Here is a 16,125-nt window from a genome sequence, read left to right as displayed (position 1 = left end):
AGATGTGAATAAGAGCCAGCCCCTCACCAACGAGACCGAGCGTGGAGGATCCGGGACGTTCAACGTCCCAAATCCTCCACGCTCGCCAGTCACACCAGTGGGCAGGCGACGCATTCAGAGGACTAAACGCGATCCGGAGCGGCATCGTCCCGCTTCGACAGGTCCCGGATCAGCGAGACGATCTCCCGGCTGACCGGGCGCAGCACCCGCAGCCGCGAAAGCCCCACCAGCCGCGCGATCAGCGGCACCGTCCGCTCCACCAGCACGCGGCTGCGTTTCTGGCCGCGAGAGCGATCGTGGACCCAGAACAGCACGACCCCCATCTGGTACAGCCACAGCAGATCGGGCAGTTCGTCGCGCAGGTCCGGGTCGAGTTTGGCGTCGGAGCCGTCGATGACGTCGCGCATCAGGCCGACGGAGGACTCCCGCGCGGGAGTCGACTCTTCGCTGAAAGGGCTCAGCGGCGATTCCGGGTCGGCGGCGTTGACGAAGAGCTGTGTGCCGAAGCGGTGGTACGGCTCGGCGACGTCGAGCCAGGTGAGCAGGACCGTCTTGAGCCGCTCGCTGAAGTCCCGCTCACCTTCGATCGCCTGGCGCGCCATCGTCAGGTGCCCTTTGGCGATCTCGTCGTAGAAACCCTGGATCAGCTGGTCTTTCGAGGCGAAGTAGTAGTAGGCGTTCCCGACCGACACGCCCGCTTCGCCCGCGATGGCCCGCATGGTCGTGCGGTCGTAGCCGTTCTCCGCGAACAGCCGCAACGCGGTCGCCACGATCAGCGACCTGGTTTCCTCACTCTTCGCCACCACTGCACGTTATCCGGTCAGGGCGCCGGGTGCGGAGCGGGCGCCGGGTAGCCGGGGTAGGGCTGCGGGGCCGGCGCGGGCCGCGGGGTGACGTGGTTGAGGTGCTTGCGCCGGATGCCGTTGAACACCAGCACGTTCCCGACGTGCATCACGCCGAGCACGAGTGCCACGGTGCCGACCTTGACCGACACCATCTCGAAGACGTCGCGCGCGTCGAGGACGGTGTCGTTGCTGGTCAGGAACAGGGTCACGAAACCCAGGCTGACCAGGTAGAACCCGACGACGAGCAGTTGGTTGACCGAATGCGCCAGCGCCTGCTTGTCCTGGAAGACGTCCTCCAGGAACGTCTTGCCGTGCCTGCTCAGGGTGCGGGCGACGAGGACGGTCAGGGGGACGGTGATGGCCAGGTAGAGCGCGTAGGCCACGACTACGGGTTGCATGGGGACCTCCCTTTTGAACGTGTTCAAGAAGTACCGTAGCCGAGATTTTGAACGCGTTCAAGAGATGCTGTTCACCTGAAGCTCACCCGGGCATGCGCGCGGTGTGCGTAAGGTCGCACCGACTCTGGGAGGTAAGACGTGAAACGCATCGCCGCCGTGCTCACATCGGGTGCCTTGCTGGCCGGGACGCTGCTGGCCGCCACCCCGGCGGAAGCCACCGTCGGGCAGAACGTCCGGTTCGCGACGTTCAACGCTTCGCTCAACCGCGGAGCCGCCGGTCAGCTGGTGACCGACCTGTCGCAGCCGGGCAACGTGCAGGCGAACGAGGTCGCCGAGGTGATCCAGCGCAACCGGCCGGACGTGCTGCTGATCAACGAGTTCGACTACGTGCCCGGCAACCGCGCTGCGGACCTGTTCCGCGAGAACTACCTGAAGCGCAGTCAGAACGGCGCCGCGCCGATCGACTACCCGTACGCCTTCACCGCGCCGTCGAACACCGGTGTCGCGACCGGTTTCGACCTCGACCGCGACGGCAAGGTCGGCGGCGGAAACGACGCGCACGGCTTCGGCCTCTTCGAGGGGCAGTACGGCATGCTCGTGCTGTCCAAGTACCCGATCGACACGAAGAGCGTGCGGACCTTCCAGAAGTTCCTGTGGAAGGACATGCCCGGCGCGCTGCTGCCGGACGACCCGGCCACGCCGGCGCCGAACGATTGGTACTCGCCGCAGGCGCTCGACGTACTGCGCCTGTCGTCGAAGTCCCACTGGGACGTCCCGATCCGCGTCGGCCGCTCGACCGTGCATTTCCTGGCCGCGCACCCGACGCCGCCCACCTTCGACGGTCCCGAAGACCGCAACGGCACCCGCAACAACGACGAGATCCGCTTCTGGGCGGATTACGTGACCCCGGGCAAGGGCCGCTACATCCACGACGACCGGGGCCGCCGCGGTGGGCTGGGCGCGCACGAGAAGTTCGTCATCGCCGGCGACCACAACTCCGACCCGCTCGACGGCGACAGCGTCCCGGGCGCGATCTCACGCCTGCTGAACGCGCCGCGAGTCATCGAGACCCGGCCGGGCAGCGAAGGCGGCGTCCGGGCGGCTCAGGACCAGGCCGGCGCCAACATCGGCCAGAAGGGCGACCCGTACTTCGACACCGGCGACTTCAACGACAACGCGCCGGGGAACCTGCGGATCGACTACGTCCTGCCGTCCAAGGGCCTGTTCCCCTGGCGCGCCGAGGTGTTCTGGCCGCTGCCCGATTCGCCGCTCGCCCGGCTCAACGACGCCTCGGACCACCATCTGGTGCGGGTCGACGTGTTCGTCCCGCGCTGGTGACCCTCAGCGGGCGCCGAGCAACGCGGCGCCCGGACCGGTGAGCGTGGCCAGGCCGGTGCTCCGGCCGCTCACGGCCAGGAGCAGGTCGACGAGCGGGCCCCGTACTTCCTCGGGGCCCGCTCCGCCGGACCACTCGGCGTCGGTGGCGATCAGCTTGAGGTCCCGGCAGCGCTTCTTGGCGCCCCAGAACGGGCTGACGAGCAGGTGCTCCAGGGAGGCGATCGCCGGCTGTTCCGGCATCGGCCTGGCGATACCGAGCGGGCGGGCGACGTCCTGGCCGTGGATCAGCACGTCGGCGAGCGGATCGACCGGTTTGGCACCGGGCGAGCGACGCGGTGATCCGGCGTCCTCGCGGATCTGGGCGACGAGTTCCGCGGGGGAGAACCGGGCGCCGTAGGCGATGGCCTGGTCGACGTTCATCCGGTCCCAATTCCCCTTGGCCTTGACGATGCCGACGAGGGTGTCTTTGAGCCGGTTCCTGGTGGACTGCGCCAGATGGGCGGCCATCGCGTGGACCGTCCATTCCGTACAGAGGGTGGTCACCGACCAGTCGTGCTCGGCGAGACTTCCCAGCAGATCCGCGAAGCTCAGCCGTTCCGTCTCGGTCCAGGCCAAGATCTCGCCGTCGTTCATCCCGCTCCTCTGTTCCGAGATACACCTCGCCGCCATGGAACCAGAGTTCGCGCCGTTCGGGTTCTTCGAAGGTGCTCAACTAGCCTGAGGGCATGAAGATCGCGATTCTCGACGACTACCAGGAAGTGGCGCTCGGTTTCGGGGACTGGGACTCCCTCGGCGCCGACATCGAGGTGTTCACGAAGCCGTTCGCGGACCCCGCCGACGTGGTGGCCCACCTACGGGACTTCGAGGTCGTGGTCGCGATGCGCGAGCGCACCCGTTTCCCCGCCGAGGTGCTCGACCGGCTGCCCGCGCTCAAGCTGCTGGTGAGCACCGGTCACCGCAACGCCGCGATCGACGTGGCCGCCGCCCGGCGCAACGGCGTGGTCGTCTCCTCCACGGGGTACATCGCCGCCCCGGCCGCCGAGCACACCTGGGCGCTGATCCTCGCCGCCGCGCGGAACGTGCCGGTGGAGTCGAAGAACATGCGCGAGGGCGGCTGGCAGACCACGGTCGGCACGATCCTGTCCGGCAAGACCCTCGGGCTGCTGGGCCTCGGCAGGCTCGGCGCCGGTGCGGCCAAGATCGGCCAGGCGTTCGGCATGGAGACCATCGCGTGGAGCCAGAACCTGACCCAGGAGAAGGCCGATCCGCACGGTGTCACGGCGGTGTCGAAGGACGAACTGTTCGCCCGCGCGGACGTCCTTTCGATCCACCTGGTGCTCAGCCGCCGCACCCGGGGGCTGGTCGGCGCGCCCGAGCTCGCCGCGATGAAGCCGTCGGCGATGCTGGTCAACACCTCGCGCGGCCCGATCGTGGACGAAGCCGCCCTGGTGGACTCCTTGCGCCGCAAGGAGATCGCGGTCGCCGCGCTGGATGTCTACGACGTCGAGCCGCTGCCGTCGGAGCATCCGCTGCGGACGCTCGACAACGTCGTGCTCACCCCGCACATCGGCTACGTCACCCGGGAGGCCTACGAGATCTTCTACCGCGACGCGGTCGAGGACATCGCGGCCTTCCAGGCGGGTTCGCCGGTCCGCGTCATGGAGTGAGGCCGCGCAGCTCCGAGAGCACGGCGTCGGTGTAGGGCGGCCACACCTCGGCCGCCCACGGGCCGAAAGCGCGGTCGGTGAGCGCGACACAGGCGGCGCCGGCGTCGGGATCGACCCAGAGGAACGTTCCGGACTGCCCGAAGTGGCCGAACGTCCGCGGCGAGCTCGATGATCCTGTCCAATGTGGACTCTTGTGGTCGCGGATCTCGAAACCGAGCCCCCAGTCGTTCGGCTTCTGGTGGCCGAAACCGGGCAGGACGCCGGAAAGTCCGGGGAAGACCACGGAGGTCGCCTCGCGCACGGTCTCGGCTGCGATGAGCTTCGGCGCCTGCAATTCGGCGGCGAAAGCGACGAGGTCGTCCACAGTGGACTCCGCGCCCGAGGCGGGGGAGCCGGTCAGCTTGGTCGACTTCATGCCCAGCGGCTGGAAAAGCGCCTCCGCCTGGTAGTCGGCGAAAGGGATCCCGGAATGCTCGGTGAGCGCGTCGGCGAGCTGCTCGAAACCGGCGTTGGAGTACAGGCGGCGGTTGCCCGGCGCGGCCATCGGCTTGTGCTCGTTGAAGGCCAGGCCCGAGGTGTGCGCGAGCAGATGCCGGATCGTGGCGCCTTCCGGCCCGGCGGGGGTGTCGAGTTCGACGACGCCCTCTTCGATGGCGATCAGCGCGGCGTAGGCCGTGAGCGGTTTGGTCACCGACGCCAGCCGGTACACCTTCGTCGTGTCGCCGTGGGTGCCCAGCACGTCACCGGCGGCGGTCACCACGGCCGTGGCGGCGTTGTCCACCGGCCACTGTTCGATCTCGCGCACGCTCTCCATGCCTACACCCTACGAAGCCCGGGCCGGTCGGGGACGGCCCGGGCTTCGCAGGGATGAGGATCAGGCGTCGAGGTCCGTCGCCACCAGCTCGGCGATGGCCTCGACGGCCGCCTCGGCACCTTCACCCTCGGCACTGATGATGACCTCGTCGCCGTAGCCGGCGGCGAGCGTCATCAGGTTCAGCACGCTGCCGGCCGCGACCGGGTCGCCGCCCGCCTTGGCGATCGAAACCGCGACGGGCTGCGCCGCGGCCGCCTTGGCGACCGTCGCCGCGGGCCTGGCGTGCAGGCCCACCTTGCTGGCCACGGTGACGCGTTTCTCCGGCATGTTCTTTCCCTTTCGTGCCTTCGGTTCTACTGAGCTGAAACTACTTGACGGGCTTCGCCGCGGTGGCTTCGAGATCGGCCTCGATCGCGTCGTCCTCGCGGCCCGGGGTCCGCAGGTTCCACTTGGTGATCACGAAACGGAAGATCACGTAGTAGATGACCGCGTAGGCCAGGCCGATCGGGATGAGCAGCCAGACGTTGCTGCTCGCCGCCGGGTGGCTGAAGTTGAGCCCGAAGTCGATCGCACCGGCGGAGAACCCGAAGCCGAGGTGGATGTCGAGCGCGTTCACCAGCGCCATCGAGGTACCGGTCAGGACCGCGTGGATCAGGTACAGCGGCCACGCGACGTACATGAACGAGAACTCGATCGGCTCGGTGACACCGGTCAGGAACGAGGTCAGCGCACCGGCGATCATCACACCGCCGACGATCTTCTTCTGGCTGGGCTTCGCGGTCTGCCAGATCGCCAGCGCCGCGGCGGGGATGGCGAACATGAAGATCGGGAAGAACCCGGTCATGAAGGTGCCGCGGGTCGGGTCACCCTTGAAGAACTGGGTCAGGTCGCCGCCGTCGAAGATGAACCACACCGGCACGTTCAGCAGCTGGTGCAGACCGACCGGGATCAGGAGCCGGTTGAGGAAGCCGTAGATACCGCCACCGACCACGGGCGCGCCGGTGACCGCTTCACCGGCGGCCTGGATGCCGTCGTTGACCCAGTGGAAGACCAGGCCTAGCGGCACCGCGAGGACCAGCAGCACCAGGGCGGTGATGATCGGCACGAACCGGCGGCCACCGAAGAAGGCCAGGTACGGCGGCAGCTTGATGCGGTAGAACTTCTGCCACAGCAGCGCGGTGACGAGGCCGACGATCACACCGGCCAGCACGCTGTAGGGCCATTTGATCGGGTTGAGCATCAGGCCGGCGGGCTTTGCGGGGTCCCAGCCGGGCAGCTCTTCGAACGGCGCGAAGACGCGAAGGACGCTGGTGAAGACGAAGAAGCCGACCACGGCGGCGAGGCCCGTGGCACCGTCGCTCTTCCGGGCGAACCCGACGGCGATACCCACCGCGAACAGGAGCGGCAGCCAGTTGAACAGCGAGTCCCCCGCGGCACCGATGGCCGCGGCGACCTTGTCCCAGCCGAGGCCGTCCTTGCCGAGCAGGTCAGGCTGACCGAGCCTGGACAGGAGCGCGGCGGCGGGCAGGGCGGCGATGGGGAGCATGAGGCTGCGGCCGAAGCGCTGAAGGCCGGCAAGTCCCTTGCCTTTGCTCTTCGCCCCCTCGGCGGTGGTGGAGCTCATCGGGTACCTCCGTAGTGAGGATGGTGACCGGAATCCGGGGTGTTCCGGTCAAGCTGCATGGTGACCTGGTAGTGATCGCCCCGGTACCAGGAAGTCATGTCTTCGATCGGTTCCCCGTTGACGCTGGAGACCCGGCGGAAGACAAGAAGCGGACTGCCGGCGCGCATGCCGAGCAGGCGTGCCGTTTCGCGGTCCGCGGATTCGGCCCAGACCGTCTGCCACGCGTGGTCCGGGCGGAGGTCATACGACTGGGCGAGTTGGACGTACAACGATCGAGTGAGATCGAGGTCGAGCAGACCGGGCATCCGGCCCGCGTGATACCAGCCACGTTCGACCGCGAGCGGCACCCCGTCGGCACGGCGGAGCCGTACCAGCCGGTGTGCCGGGGTTCCGGCGGTCAGGCCGAGAGCGTGCGCCGAGGGGGCGGGCGGGACCTCGGTGGCGGTCTTGACGACCTCCGTGGTCGGGGTCATCCCGCGACGGCGCATGTCCTCGGTGAAGGACATCAGGTAGAGCTGCAGTTCCATCCGCCTCGCGGCGGTGAACGTCCCCTTGCCGCGCACCCGCGACAAGAGTCCTTCTTCGACCAGCTTGCCGATCGCCGACCGGACGGTGAGCCGCGACACCTGATAGGTCTCGGCGAGGTCACGTTCCGAGGGGATAGGTGAGCCGGGGGGTAGCTCACGCTCCACCGTGCGGCGCAGAATCTCCCGCAGCTGGGCGTGTTTGGGCGTCGGTCCGTTGATCACACGGTCGGACGGCGGCAGCTGCGCCGAAGCGCTCATGACGGTCACCGTCCTTTCGGGCCGGTCGGTTGGGTAACCCGTACTCGCATCTGGTCCGGAAGATTGGTACGTTCCGGTCTAGACCAATGATCCGATGGGGCAGGATGCTCCGTCGCACGAGCGGGTGTCAACCACCGTTACGCGTTCGTGGCCAGGGATCGGGTGCGAGTCGGCGAACGGCGTAGTACAGCTGGTTCGCATGTGGGAAACCGACAGGGAACAGGGAGACCGCGATGGCGGATGACAGGCCGGAAAAGATCCTCGCGGCGCTCGGCGGCGCCGAGAACGTCATCGAGGTGGAGGGGTGCATCACCCGGCTGCGCTGTGAGCTGGAAGACATGAGCCTGCTCGACGAGGCCGCGTTGAAGGCCGCCGGCGCGATGGGTGTCGTGCGCATGGGCGCCGGTGTCCAGGTGATCGTGGGACCGGAGGCCGACACGATCGCCAGCGACATCGAGGACCTGATGTGAGCCTCGAAATTCTGAGCCCGGTAAGCGGCAAGACGACCGCTATGACCGAAGTGCCCGACCCGGTCTTCGCGCAGGCGATGGTCGGCCCCGGCCTCGCGGTCCTGCCCTCGGGCGGGCGCCAGGACGCCGTCGCGCCGGTCGACGGGACGATCGTGACCCTGCACCCGCACGCTTTCGTGGTGGCCACCGAAGACGGCCGCGGAGTGCTGGTCCACCTCGGGATCGACACGGTGAAGGAGAAAGGCGAGGGGTTCACCCTCCACGTCGTCAAGGGTGAGGCCGTCCGTGCCGGGCAGCCGGTCGTCGGCTGGGACCCGGACGCGGTCAAGGCCGCCGGCTACTCGCCGATCGTGCCGGTGGTGGCGCTGGACGCGAAGGCCGAAGTCCTTTCGGGACTGCTCACCGGCGGCGACGTCGAGGCGGGCGACCCGATCTTCACCTGGGACAGCTGAACTTCCGCGCCGATGTCATGAGGGGTCCCCTTAGGACACTTTTCGTCCTAAGGGGACCCCTCATGACGTTTCTCAGGCGGTGACGACCTGGCCGTTCGCGACCTTGACCGCGATCGAGGGCAGCGGCTGGTCCGCCGGTCCCTTCTTGACCGCGCCGGTCTTCGCGTCGAAGACCGAGTTGTGGCAAGGACATTTGAGTTCCGCGCCGTCCGGGACGACCGCGCAGCCCTGGTGGGTGCAGATCGCGCTGAACGCCGCCGCCGCGTCCTCGGCGGTCCTGGTGACGATGACGTCCTTGCCGTCGGCGGTCTTGGCGGCCTTCGCCTGGCCGACCTCGATGTCGGCGAGCGCGGTCAGGGTCTCGCCCGGTGCCGCGGCGGGTGGAGCGGCGGCCGAGCCGGACGACGGGGAGTCGCTTCCGCAGGCCGAGAGGGCCACGGCACCGACGGCCGCGCCGGCGACGGCGGCCCCGGTGGTCAGGACGGTGCGGCGGGAGTGAAGTTCGGCAGTCATGCCCATACACACGGCAGAAGCGGCCATCCGGTTCAATTTCGCCGACCGATCGGGTGCCGGATTGAACCGAAAGCCCCTCTTTTCCGTGTTCAAGGGCATAGGGGAACCGAACACGCGGAAAGAGATACGGACATGATCCGGTGGTTGTTGCGGGCGGTGGTGGCGGCGAGCCTGCTCGGCTCGGCGTGGGTGCATTACGTCGTATGGCAGGACTGGGCGTCGGAAACGGCCGTGGTCGGACCGCTCTTCCTGGTGAACGTCGTCGCGGGCGTGGTGCTCGCGATCGCCGTCCTGGCCTGGCACCACTGGCTTCCCGCGCTCGCGGCGATCGGATTCGGCCTGGCCACCCTGGGCGCGTACGTGCTCTCGCTGACCACCGGGTTCTTCGGCGTCTCGGAGCGCTTCACCAGCCAGGCCGAGATCTGGGGCGTGATCACCGAAGCGGCATGCGTGATCTTCGCCCTTCCCCTGCTCCGCAACCGCGAGAGCACGGATCGGTGAAGGAATTCGCGGAGGACCGGCTGATGCGGGCTCTGCACGACGAGCACGCCGCGGCGCTCTGGTCCTACGCACTGCACCTCACCAGTGGCGACCGGGTCCGCGCGGAGGACGTCGTCCAGGAGACGCTGCTGCGGGCCTGGCGCAACGCGAAGGTACTCGACCAGTCCGAGGGATCGGCGCGAGGCTGGCTGTTCACCGTGGCGAGGCGGATCGCCATCGACGACTGGCGTGCCTCCGAGGCGCATCCGGAGGTGGTGACCGGCCGGCCGCCCGAAACGGCGGTCACGGACGGCACCGAGCGGGCGGTCCAGGGCTGGCTGGTCGCCGAAGCCCTCGGCGAACTCTCGCCACGACATCGGGACGTACTCGTCCTGTGCTACTTCCAGGGTTACTCCGTCGCCGACGCGGCGAAGCGGCTGGGGGTGGCCGAAGGGACGATCAAGTCGCGGACGCACTACGCCCTGCGGGCGTTGCGGCTCGTATTGGAGGAAAGAGGGGTGACTCAATGACCGACCCCTTCGCCACCTACGACGCGGCCTATGTGCTCGGCGCGTTGTCCCCGGAAGACCGGTCCGCTTACGAGAGACACCTTCGCGTGTGCGACCGGTGCGCGGCTTCCGTGCGCGATCTGGCCGGGATCCCCGGACTGCTCGCCCAGGCCGGCGCCCCAGCGCTGGTGGAGGAGGAACCGGCGCCCTCGCCGGAACTGCTGCCCGCCGTGCTCAAACGGGTCCGCCGGGGGAGGCGGATCCAGCGGGCGATCACCACCACCGCGGCCGGGATCGCCGTCGCAGCCGGTGTCGCGCTCGTGGTCGTCCTGACCGGGCCGATCGCGGCGGCGGGCGACCCGATGACCCCGCTCGGCGACTACCCGGTGACCGCCGAGGTCGCCATGTCCGCCACGGACACCGGCACGAAGGTCGACATGACGTGCAGTTACGGCGGCAACCGCACCGGTGACTACATCCTGGTCGCCGTCGACGCCGACGGAGGCACCAGCGAACTGGCGTCCTGGCGGGCGATGCCCAAGGACACCGCGCACATCGTGGTCGGCACCGCGATGCGCGCCGGGGACATCAGGGCACTGGAGATCCGCACGCCCTCGGGTCTCCCGCTGCTGCGGATGAACCCCTGATCCCGGTGCCATGACAGGACTTCGGCGCCGGAAGCGGTGCGGATTGCCCGGGACCGGCCGAAGGTTTCGGAGCACCTCGCCGGGCCGGCGGCCGGGTGTCCCCAATGCCACATTGGGGGCAGGTGTCGCCGGGGTTGACGCGCCTGGCTGCACATCACTCGGCTGACAGGCAGCGCCTACAGCGGTTGCCTGCGTGCTGCCCGACGTGCGTGAACGGTCCGTTCACGACTTCCGCACCCGCGCCCGACCTGCCGAAAGTGCGTGAAAGTCCCTGTCACGAAAAGAAAATCTTGCCCGCGTGAACCGCCGGGCGCACTCTTGATCTTGTGTTCACGCCGATCGCCTTCGCGGTGGCGGGCGCCGGATCGGCGCTCGCCACACGCTCCTGCCTGCGCCGGGCGGGAGCGCCGGTGACGGCTTGGGCGGCCGCCCTCGCGGCGGCGGCGCTCGTCGCGGTCTGGCTGAGGCACCAGGCTGGCGCCTGGCCGTCGTGGTGGCTCGCGGTCCCCGCCGTGCTGACCGTCTTCGCGGTCCCGCTGGCGCTCGCCGACCTCAAGCACCGCCGCCTGCCCGACATCCTGACCCTGCCCGCGTACCCGGCGCTGGCCGTCGCGCTGGCGGTCGCCGCGCACGGGGGAGGGGCGGCCATCGCCTGGCGGGCCGTGCTGGGCGCGCTGGTCTTCGGCGGGGCGCACGCGCTCGTCCACGCGCTGTCGCCGCGCTCGCTCGGCGCCGGGGACGTGAAGCTCGCCGGGAGCGTCGGCGCGGTCCTCGCCGCGACGGGCTGGCCGTCGGTCGTGCTCGGCGCCGTCGCCGCGGCGCTACTGAGCGTGGCGCTCGCGGTGGGCGGGCCCCGGCATCCCGCGGTGCCGCACGGACCCGGTCTCCTGGTCGCGGCGTGGGCGCTCGCCGTCTTCGCCGGACCTGGTCCGGGATAGCCCGGCCTGTCCTGGGACGGAGAGGAGGTTGTGACAGGATCTGTCAGGTGTTGCGCTGGATAACCGCAGGGGAATCGCACGGACCCGCCCTCGCCGCCATCCTGGAAGGGATGCCCGCCGGGGTCGAGGTCACCACCGCCGAGGTGAGCGAGCAGCTCGCGCGACGGAGGCTCGGCTTCGGCCGCAGCCCCCGGATGGGCTTCGAGACCGACCACATCGAGTTCACCGGCGGTGTCCGGCACGGGCTCACCCAGGGTGGCCCCGTCGCGGTCCAGATCGAGAACGCCGAGTGGCCCAAGTGGGAGAAGGTCATGTCGGCCGATCCCGTGCCCGCCGAGGAGCTCGAAGGACTGGCGCGCAACGAGCCGCTGACCCGCCCCCGGCCCGGTCACGCGGACCTGCCCGGCATGCAGAAGTACGGCTTCCCCGAGGCCCGGCCGGTGCTGGAGCGCGCGAGCGCCCGCGAGACCGCGTCCCGCACGGCGCTCGGCACGGTGGCCCGCGCGTACCTCAAGCAGCTGCTCGGGGTCGAGATCCTCAGTCACGTCGTGTCCATCGGCGGTGCCTCGGCGCCGGAGGGCCCGCTGCCCGTGGCGGCGGACCTGCCCGCCATCGACGAGAGCCCGGTCCGCGCCTTCGGCCAGGAGGGGACCGACGCGATGGTCGCCGAGGTCGACGCCGTGCGGAAAGCGGGTGACACCGTCGGCGGCGTGATCGAGGTGATCGCCTACGGCCTCCCGCCGGGCCTCGGCTCGCACGTGCACTGGGACCGCAGGCTCGACGCCCGCCTCGCCGGCGCGCTCATGGGCGTCCAGGCGATGAAGGGCGTGGAGGTCGGCGACGGCTTCACCACGGCCCAGCGCTGGGGCAGCCAGGCCCACGACGAGATCGACCGCGGCACCGGCCCGGTCGGGGTGACCCGCCGGTCCAACCGGGCGGGCGGGCTCGAAGGCGGCATCACCAACGGCGAGCCGCTGCGCGTGCGCGTCGCGATGAAGCCGATCTCGACCGTCCCCAAAGCACTGTCCACTGTGGATGTCACGACCGGCGAACCCGCGGTCGCCATCCACCAGCGTTCCGACGTCTGCGCGGTACCCCGCGCCGGTGTCGTGCTGGAGTCGGTGGTCGCGCTGATCCTCGCGGACGCCGCACTGGAGAAGTTCGGCGGCGACTCGCTGGCCGAGGGCAAGCGCAACGCCGAGGCCTACCTGAAGGCGCTCGAGGAGCGCTGGTGACTCCTCGCGCGGTGATCATCGGGCCGCCGGGCTCGGGCAAGAGCACGGTCGGCCCGGCGCTCGCCGCCCGGCTCGGTCTCGCCTTCCGCGACAGCGACGACGACATCGTCGCGAGCGCGGGCAAGCCCATCACCGACATCTTCGCGGAGGAGGGCGAGCCCGCCTTCCGCGCGCTGGAAGAGAAGATGGTCGCGAAGGCGCTGGCCGAGCACGAAGGCGTCCTCTCGCTGGGCGGGGGAGCGCCGATCACCCCGAGCACCCGGGAGCGGCTGGCCGGGCACACCGTGATCTTCCTCAACGTCGGGATGGCCGCGGGCGTGCAGCGCGCCGGGCTCTCGACCGCGCGCCCACTGCTGGCCGGGGTCAACCCCCGCGCCACGTACAAGGCGCTCCTCGACGCGCGGCTGCCGGTGTACCGCGAAGTGGCCGCGTTCGAGATCGAGACCGACCGGCTGACCGCCGACGAGGTCGTCGATGCCGCCCTCATCGGGCTCGCCGAGATCAGCAAGGAACGAGCATGAAGCGCACCATCGCCGGCGTCGTCCTCGCCGCCGTGGCCTTGACCCTGACGGCATGCGGCGAGGAGAAGCAGCCCGCCGGCGCCGACGTCATCCAGACCGGCGCCGCGACCAGCGGCGCTCCCGCCTCGGGAGCGCCCGAGACGGATGTCGCCGCCGACGTCAAGGTCACCAAATGCGACAGCGGCGGCTACACGCCGAAGATCACCATCGAGGTCACCAACAGCACGGGCGAGGACGCGCGCTACGCCGTCACCATCGCGATCAAGGACGCCGACGGCAAGGCCTCCGGTGAGGCGCTGTTCGCGAAGAACCGGATGACGCCCGGCCAGAAGGTGACCGAGGAAATCCCGGGCGACACCCCGGTCAAGGGCAAGATCACCTGCGAGGTCGCCAGGGCCAAGCGGCTTCCGCCGAAGTGAGGGAAACGATGACCGAGCCGGTCCGCATCACCGTCAACACCGCCAAGCCGTACGACGTCGTCATCGGCCGCGGCCTGCTGGGCGAGCTCACCGAGCAGCTCACCGACGCCTCCAAGGTCGCGCTGATCCATCCGCCGACGCTGACCACCACCGCCGAGGCCATCCGCGAGGAACTGGCCGCGGCCGGGATCGACGCGCATCGCGTCGAGATCCCCGACGCCGAAGACGGCAAGGCGCTCACCGTCGCCAGCTTCTGCTGGGAAGTGCTCGGCCGCATGGGCCTCGACCGCCAGGGCGTGGTCGTCGGGCTCGGCGGTGGCGCCGTGACCGACCTGGCGGGCTTCGTCGCCGCCACCTGGATGCGCGGCGTGCGCCTGGTCAACGTGCCCACCACGCTGCTGGGCATGGTCGACGCCGCACTCGGCGGGAAGACCGGCATCAACACCGAGGCGGGCAAGAACCTCGTGGGCGTCTTCCACGAGCCGAGCGCGGTCCTGGTCGACCTCGCGACGCTGGAGACGTTGCCGCCCAACGAACTCGTCGCCGGAATGGCCGAGGTCGTCAAGGCCGGGTTCATCGCGGACCCGCGCATCCTCGAACTCGTCGAGCAGGACCCGGCCGCGGCGCTGGACACCACCGGCGAGGTCATCGGCGAGCTGGTCCGCCGCTCGATCCAGGTCAAGGCCGACGTCGTCGCCGCGGACCTGCGCGAGTCGGACCTGCGCGAGATCCTCAACTACGGCCACACCCTCGCCCACGCCATCGAACGCCGCGAGAAGTACCGGTGGCGCCACGGCGCCGCGGTCAGCGTCGGGCTGGTGTTCGCCGCCGAACTCGCGCGACTGGCAGGCCGTCTCGACGACGCCACCGCGGAGCGGCACACGTCCGTGCTCAAGCTCCTGGGCCTGCCGACGACCTACGACCCGGACGCGCTCCCGCACCTGCTGGAGACGATGAAGGGCGACAAGAAGACCCGGTCGGGGGTGCTGCGCTTCGTCGTCCTCGACGGGCTCGCGAAACCCGGCAGGCTGGAAGGGCCCGACCCGTCGCTGCTCGCGGCCGCGTACTCGGTGGTGGCGGGCGAGGCCCCCAAGGCCGGCGGGAGCGTGCTGCTGTGAAGGTGCTCGTCCTCAACGGTCCCAACCTCGGCAGGCTCGGTCTGCGCGAGCCGGGGATCTACGGTTCCGCGACACACGCCGACCTGGTCTCGGCCTGTGTCGGCACCGGGAAGGAACTCGGGATCGACGTCGAGGTCCGGCAGACCGACCACGAGGGCGAGATGGTCGGCTGGCTGCACGAGGCCGCCGACGCGGGCTGGCCGGTGGTGCTCAACGCGGCCGCGTGGACGCATTACTCGATCGCGGTCCGCGATGCCGCCGCCCAGCTCACGTCGCCGTTGATCGAGCTGCACATCTCCAACGTGCACAAGCGTGAGCAGTTCCGGCACCACAGCGTGCTGTCGGACATCGCCACCGCGGTCGTCGCCGGGCTCGGGGTCGACGGATACCCCTTGGCCCTGCGCTGGATGGCCGCGAACGCGGCATGAACAACCCGCCCGCGATCGAGACCGCGAGGCTGCGGCTGCGCGCGCTGACCGAGGCCGACACCGAAGCGATCGTCAAGCTCTTCGCCGACCCGGCGATGAGCGCGCATTTCGCCGTCCCGCTGACCGAGCCGGACCTGGTCCGCGAAATGGTCGGCCGCAGGCTGTCCTATGACGGCCCGGCGGGAATGGGGCATTGGGCGATCGAACGCGACGGCGAGGTCATCGGTCTCGCGCATTTGCGGCCGTCGGCGGAATTGCCGGGCGAAGTCCCGGAGATCGGCTATTACCTGTCGCGTGCGCACGGCGGGCAGGGGCTGGCGACCGAGGCCGCGCGCGCCCTGCTGGCACACGGGCTCGTCGGGCTCGGCCTTTCGTCGGTGTGGGCGCTGGTCGGCGAGTCCAATGTGGCCAGTCAGAACCTGGTGCGGCGCTTGGGTTTCCTCGACGTCGGCGGCGGTGACCACTACGGCAGCGGGCCGCATCGGGTGTTCGTCGCGCTGCCGTCGGACCACGGTCGCGCGCACCACATCGAACTGTGGGTGCCGGATCTCGCCCGCGCGGAGGAAAGCTGGGGCTGGCTGCTGCGGGAACTCGGCTGGCGCGAGTTCCAGCGCTGGCCCGCCGGAGTCAGCTGGAAGCACGGCGCGACGTACCTCGTCGTCGAGCGTTCTCCCGCGCTCAGCGGCGAAAAGCACGAGCGGACCGCGCCGGGTCTGAACCATCTCGCCCTGCACGTCGAGTCCCCCGATCGGGTGGACGAGCTGGCTTCGAAAGCGCTCGAACACGGCTGGTCGGCGATGTTCGCGGACAAGTATCCGAATGCGGGGGGTGATCACCACTACGCCGCCTACCTCGAAAACGCCGATGGCTTCGAAGTGGAATTGGTCGCCCTACCGGGGACTGACGTCACCCGGCCGGGTTAAG

At 69.7% G+C, this 16,125-nt stretch carries 21 protein-coding genes and 1 pseudogene; 14 read left to right on the top strand and 8 right to left on the bottom strand.

The features are described 5' to 3' along the window. Positions 1–122 precede the first annotated feature (122 nt). Together ACFWMR_RS23820 and ACFWMR_RS23815 are read right to left on the bottom strand one after the other, a co-directional pair. On the bottom strand, positions 123–803 hold the full coding sequence (locus tag ACFWMR_RS23820) for a TetR/AcrR family transcriptional regulator (RefSeq protein ID WP_378379940.1): 681 nt from the start codon (positions 801–803) through the stop codon (positions 123–125). A gap of 17 nt (positions 804–820) precedes the next feature. Then, a complete protein-coding gene (locus tag ACFWMR_RS23815) occupies positions 821–1,243 on the bottom strand; it encodes a hypothetical protein (RefSeq protein WP_005157215.1) in 423 nt (140 codons plus the stop codon). Between the two features lie 138 nt (positions 1,244–1,381). On the opposite strand from ACFWMR_RS23815, the gene ACFWMR_RS23810 reads away from it, so the two are divergent. After that, positions 1,382–2,581: an endonuclease/exonuclease/phosphatase family protein gene (locus ACFWMR_RS23810; RefSeq protein ID WP_378379939.1), complete on the top strand. Its 1,200-nt coding sequence runs from the start codon at positions 1,382–1,384 to the stop codon at positions 2,579–2,581. 3 nt (positions 2,582–2,584) lie between these two features. On the opposite strand, the gene ACFWMR_RS23805 is transcribed toward ACFWMR_RS23810, so the two are convergent. Continuing rightward, positions 2,585–3,214, bottom strand: coding sequence for a maleylpyruvate isomerase family mycothiol-dependent enzyme (locus tag ACFWMR_RS23805; RefSeq protein WP_378379938.1), 630 nt, complete (start codon positions 3,212–3,214; stop codon positions 2,585–2,587). A 92-nt stretch (positions 3,215–3,306) separates the two neighbouring features. Between ACFWMR_RS23805 and ACFWMR_RS23800 the strand changes: the two genes are divergently transcribed. Continuing rightward, a complete protein-coding gene (locus ACFWMR_RS23800; RefSeq protein WP_093934308.1) occupies positions 3,307–4,248 on the top strand; it encodes a D-2-hydroxyacid dehydrogenase family protein in 942 nt (313 codons plus the stop codon). Here the strand turns inward: ACFWMR_RS23800 and ACFWMR_RS23795 are convergent. The 4 genes from ACFWMR_RS23795 to ACFWMR_RS23780 are packed head-to-tail and all read right to left on the bottom strand — an operon-like array spanning position 4,238 to position 7,471. Beyond that, a complete protein-coding gene (locus tag ACFWMR_RS23795; RefSeq protein ID WP_093934307.1) occupies positions 4,238–5,062 on the bottom strand; it encodes a serine hydrolase domain-containing protein in 825 nt (274 codons plus the stop codon). The two genes, ACFWMR_RS23800 and ACFWMR_RS23795, sit on opposite strands and share 11 nt — an antisense overlap. 60 nt (positions 5,063–5,122) lie before the next feature. Further along, on the bottom strand, positions 5,123–5,389 hold the full coding sequence (locus tag ACFWMR_RS23790; protein ID WP_093934306.1) for an HPr family phosphocarrier protein: 267 nt from the start codon (positions 5,387–5,389) through the stop codon (positions 5,123–5,125). Positions 5,390–5,429: 40 nt separating this feature from the next. Next, complete coding sequence (locus ACFWMR_RS23785) at positions 5,430–6,686, bottom strand: PTS transporter subunit EIIC (protein WP_378379937.1); 1,257 nt, start codon at positions 6,684–6,686, stop codon at positions 5,430–5,432. Next, positions 6,683–7,471 (bottom strand): GntR family transcriptional regulator, encoded by a 789-nt coding sequence (locus tag ACFWMR_RS23780; protein ID WP_076163796.1) that lies wholly within the window; start codon positions 7,469–7,471, stop codon positions 6,683–6,685. The genes ACFWMR_RS23785 and ACFWMR_RS23780 overlap by 4 nt, the downstream gene beginning before the upstream one ends. A gap of 224 nt (positions 7,472–7,695) precedes the next feature. Here ACFWMR_RS23780 and ACFWMR_RS23775 point away from each other — a divergent pair. Further along, positions 7,696–7,941: pseudogene (locus ACFWMR_RS23775) on the top strand (glucose PTS transporter subunit EIIB); the annotation flags it as partial. Next, positions 7,938–8,393: a PTS sugar transporter subunit IIA gene (locus ACFWMR_RS23770; RefSeq protein WP_378379936.1), complete on the top strand. Its 456-nt coding sequence runs from the start codon at positions 7,938–7,940 to the stop codon at positions 8,391–8,393. The pseudogene ACFWMR_RS23775 and the gene ACFWMR_RS23770, both read left to right, overlap by 4 nt. 72 nt (positions 8,394–8,465) lie before the next feature. Here the strand turns inward: ACFWMR_RS23770 and ACFWMR_RS23765 are convergent, their stop codons facing one another. Next, positions 8,466–8,906, bottom strand: a complete 441-nt coding sequence (locus ACFWMR_RS23765; RefSeq protein WP_093934302.1) for a QcrA and Rieske domain-containing protein — start codon at positions 8,904–8,906, stop codon at positions 8,466–8,468. A 132-nt stretch (positions 8,907–9,038) separates the two neighbouring features. On the opposite strand from ACFWMR_RS23765, the gene ACFWMR_RS23760 reads away from it, so the two are divergent. The 10 genes from ACFWMR_RS23760 to ACFWMR_RS23715 all read left to right on the top strand — a co-directional run bounded on the left by ACFWMR_RS23760 (position 9,039) and on the right by ACFWMR_RS23715 (position 16,124). Further along, positions 9,039–9,407, top strand: a complete 369-nt coding sequence (locus tag ACFWMR_RS23760; RefSeq protein WP_378379935.1) for a hypothetical protein — start codon at positions 9,039–9,041, stop codon at positions 9,405–9,407. Next, a complete protein-coding gene (locus ACFWMR_RS23755) occupies positions 9,404–9,916 on the top strand; it encodes a sigma-70 family RNA polymerase sigma factor (RefSeq protein WP_378379934.1) in 513 nt (170 codons plus the stop codon). Before ACFWMR_RS23760 ends, ACFWMR_RS23755 begins: the two co-directional genes overlap by 4 nt. Then, positions 9,913–10,542, top strand: a complete 630-nt coding sequence (locus ACFWMR_RS23750; protein ID WP_093934299.1) for an anti-sigma factor family protein — start codon at positions 9,913–9,915, stop codon at positions 10,540–10,542. The genes ACFWMR_RS23755 and ACFWMR_RS23750 overlap by 4 nt, the downstream gene beginning before the upstream one ends. 326 nt (positions 10,543–10,868) lie before the next feature. Beyond that, positions 10,869–11,480 carry a prepilin peptidase gene (locus ACFWMR_RS23745; protein ID WP_378379933.1) on the top strand — a complete coding sequence of 204 codons (612 nt, stop codon included), beginning with the start codon at positions 10,869–10,871 and terminating at the stop codon, positions 11,478–11,480. A gap of 47 nt (positions 11,481–11,527) precedes the next feature. Then, positions 11,528–12,715, top strand: a complete 1,188-nt coding sequence (gene aroC, locus ACFWMR_RS23740; protein WP_378379932.1) for a chorismate synthase — start codon at positions 11,528–11,530, stop codon at positions 12,713–12,715. Further along, on the top strand, positions 12,712–13,236 hold the full coding sequence (locus ACFWMR_RS23735) for a shikimate kinase (RefSeq protein ID WP_378379931.1): 525 nt from the start codon (positions 12,712–12,714) through the stop codon (positions 13,234–13,236). The genes aroC and ACFWMR_RS23735 overlap by 4 nt, the downstream gene beginning before the upstream one ends. After that, positions 13,233–13,655, top strand: coding sequence for a hypothetical protein (locus ACFWMR_RS23730; protein ID WP_093939302.1), 423 nt, complete (start codon positions 13,233–13,235; stop codon positions 13,653–13,655). Before ACFWMR_RS23735 ends, ACFWMR_RS23730 begins: the two co-directional genes overlap by 4 nt. Positions 13,656–13,663: 8 nt before the next feature. Beyond that, positions 13,664–14,773 (top strand): 3-dehydroquinate synthase, encoded by a 1,110-nt coding sequence (aroB, locus tag ACFWMR_RS23725; RefSeq protein ID WP_093939303.1) that lies wholly within the window; start codon positions 13,664–13,666, stop codon positions 14,771–14,773. Beyond that, complete coding sequence (gene aroQ, locus ACFWMR_RS23720) at positions 14,770–15,201, top strand: type II 3-dehydroquinate dehydratase (RefSeq protein ID WP_378379930.1); 432 nt, start codon at positions 14,770–14,772, stop codon at positions 15,199–15,201. The genes aroB and aroQ overlap by 4 nt, the downstream gene beginning before the upstream one ends. Beyond that, positions 15,198–16,124: a GNAT family N-acetyltransferase gene (locus ACFWMR_RS23715; protein WP_378379929.1), complete on the top strand. Its 927-nt coding sequence runs from the start codon at positions 15,198–15,200 to the stop codon at positions 16,122–16,124. Before aroQ ends, ACFWMR_RS23715 begins: the two co-directional genes overlap by 4 nt. The last annotated feature ends 1 nt before the right edge of the window (position 16,125 follow it).

The sequence above is a fragment of the Amycolatopsis thailandensis genome (genome assembly GCF_042723255.1).
Taxonomy (GTDB): domain Bacteria; phylum Actinomycetota; class Actinomycetes; order Mycobacteriales; family Pseudonocardiaceae; genus Amycolatopsis; species Amycolatopsis thailandensis.
Note: the sequence above shows the minus strand (reverse complement) of the source record. Positions and strands in the feature narration are given on the sequence as shown.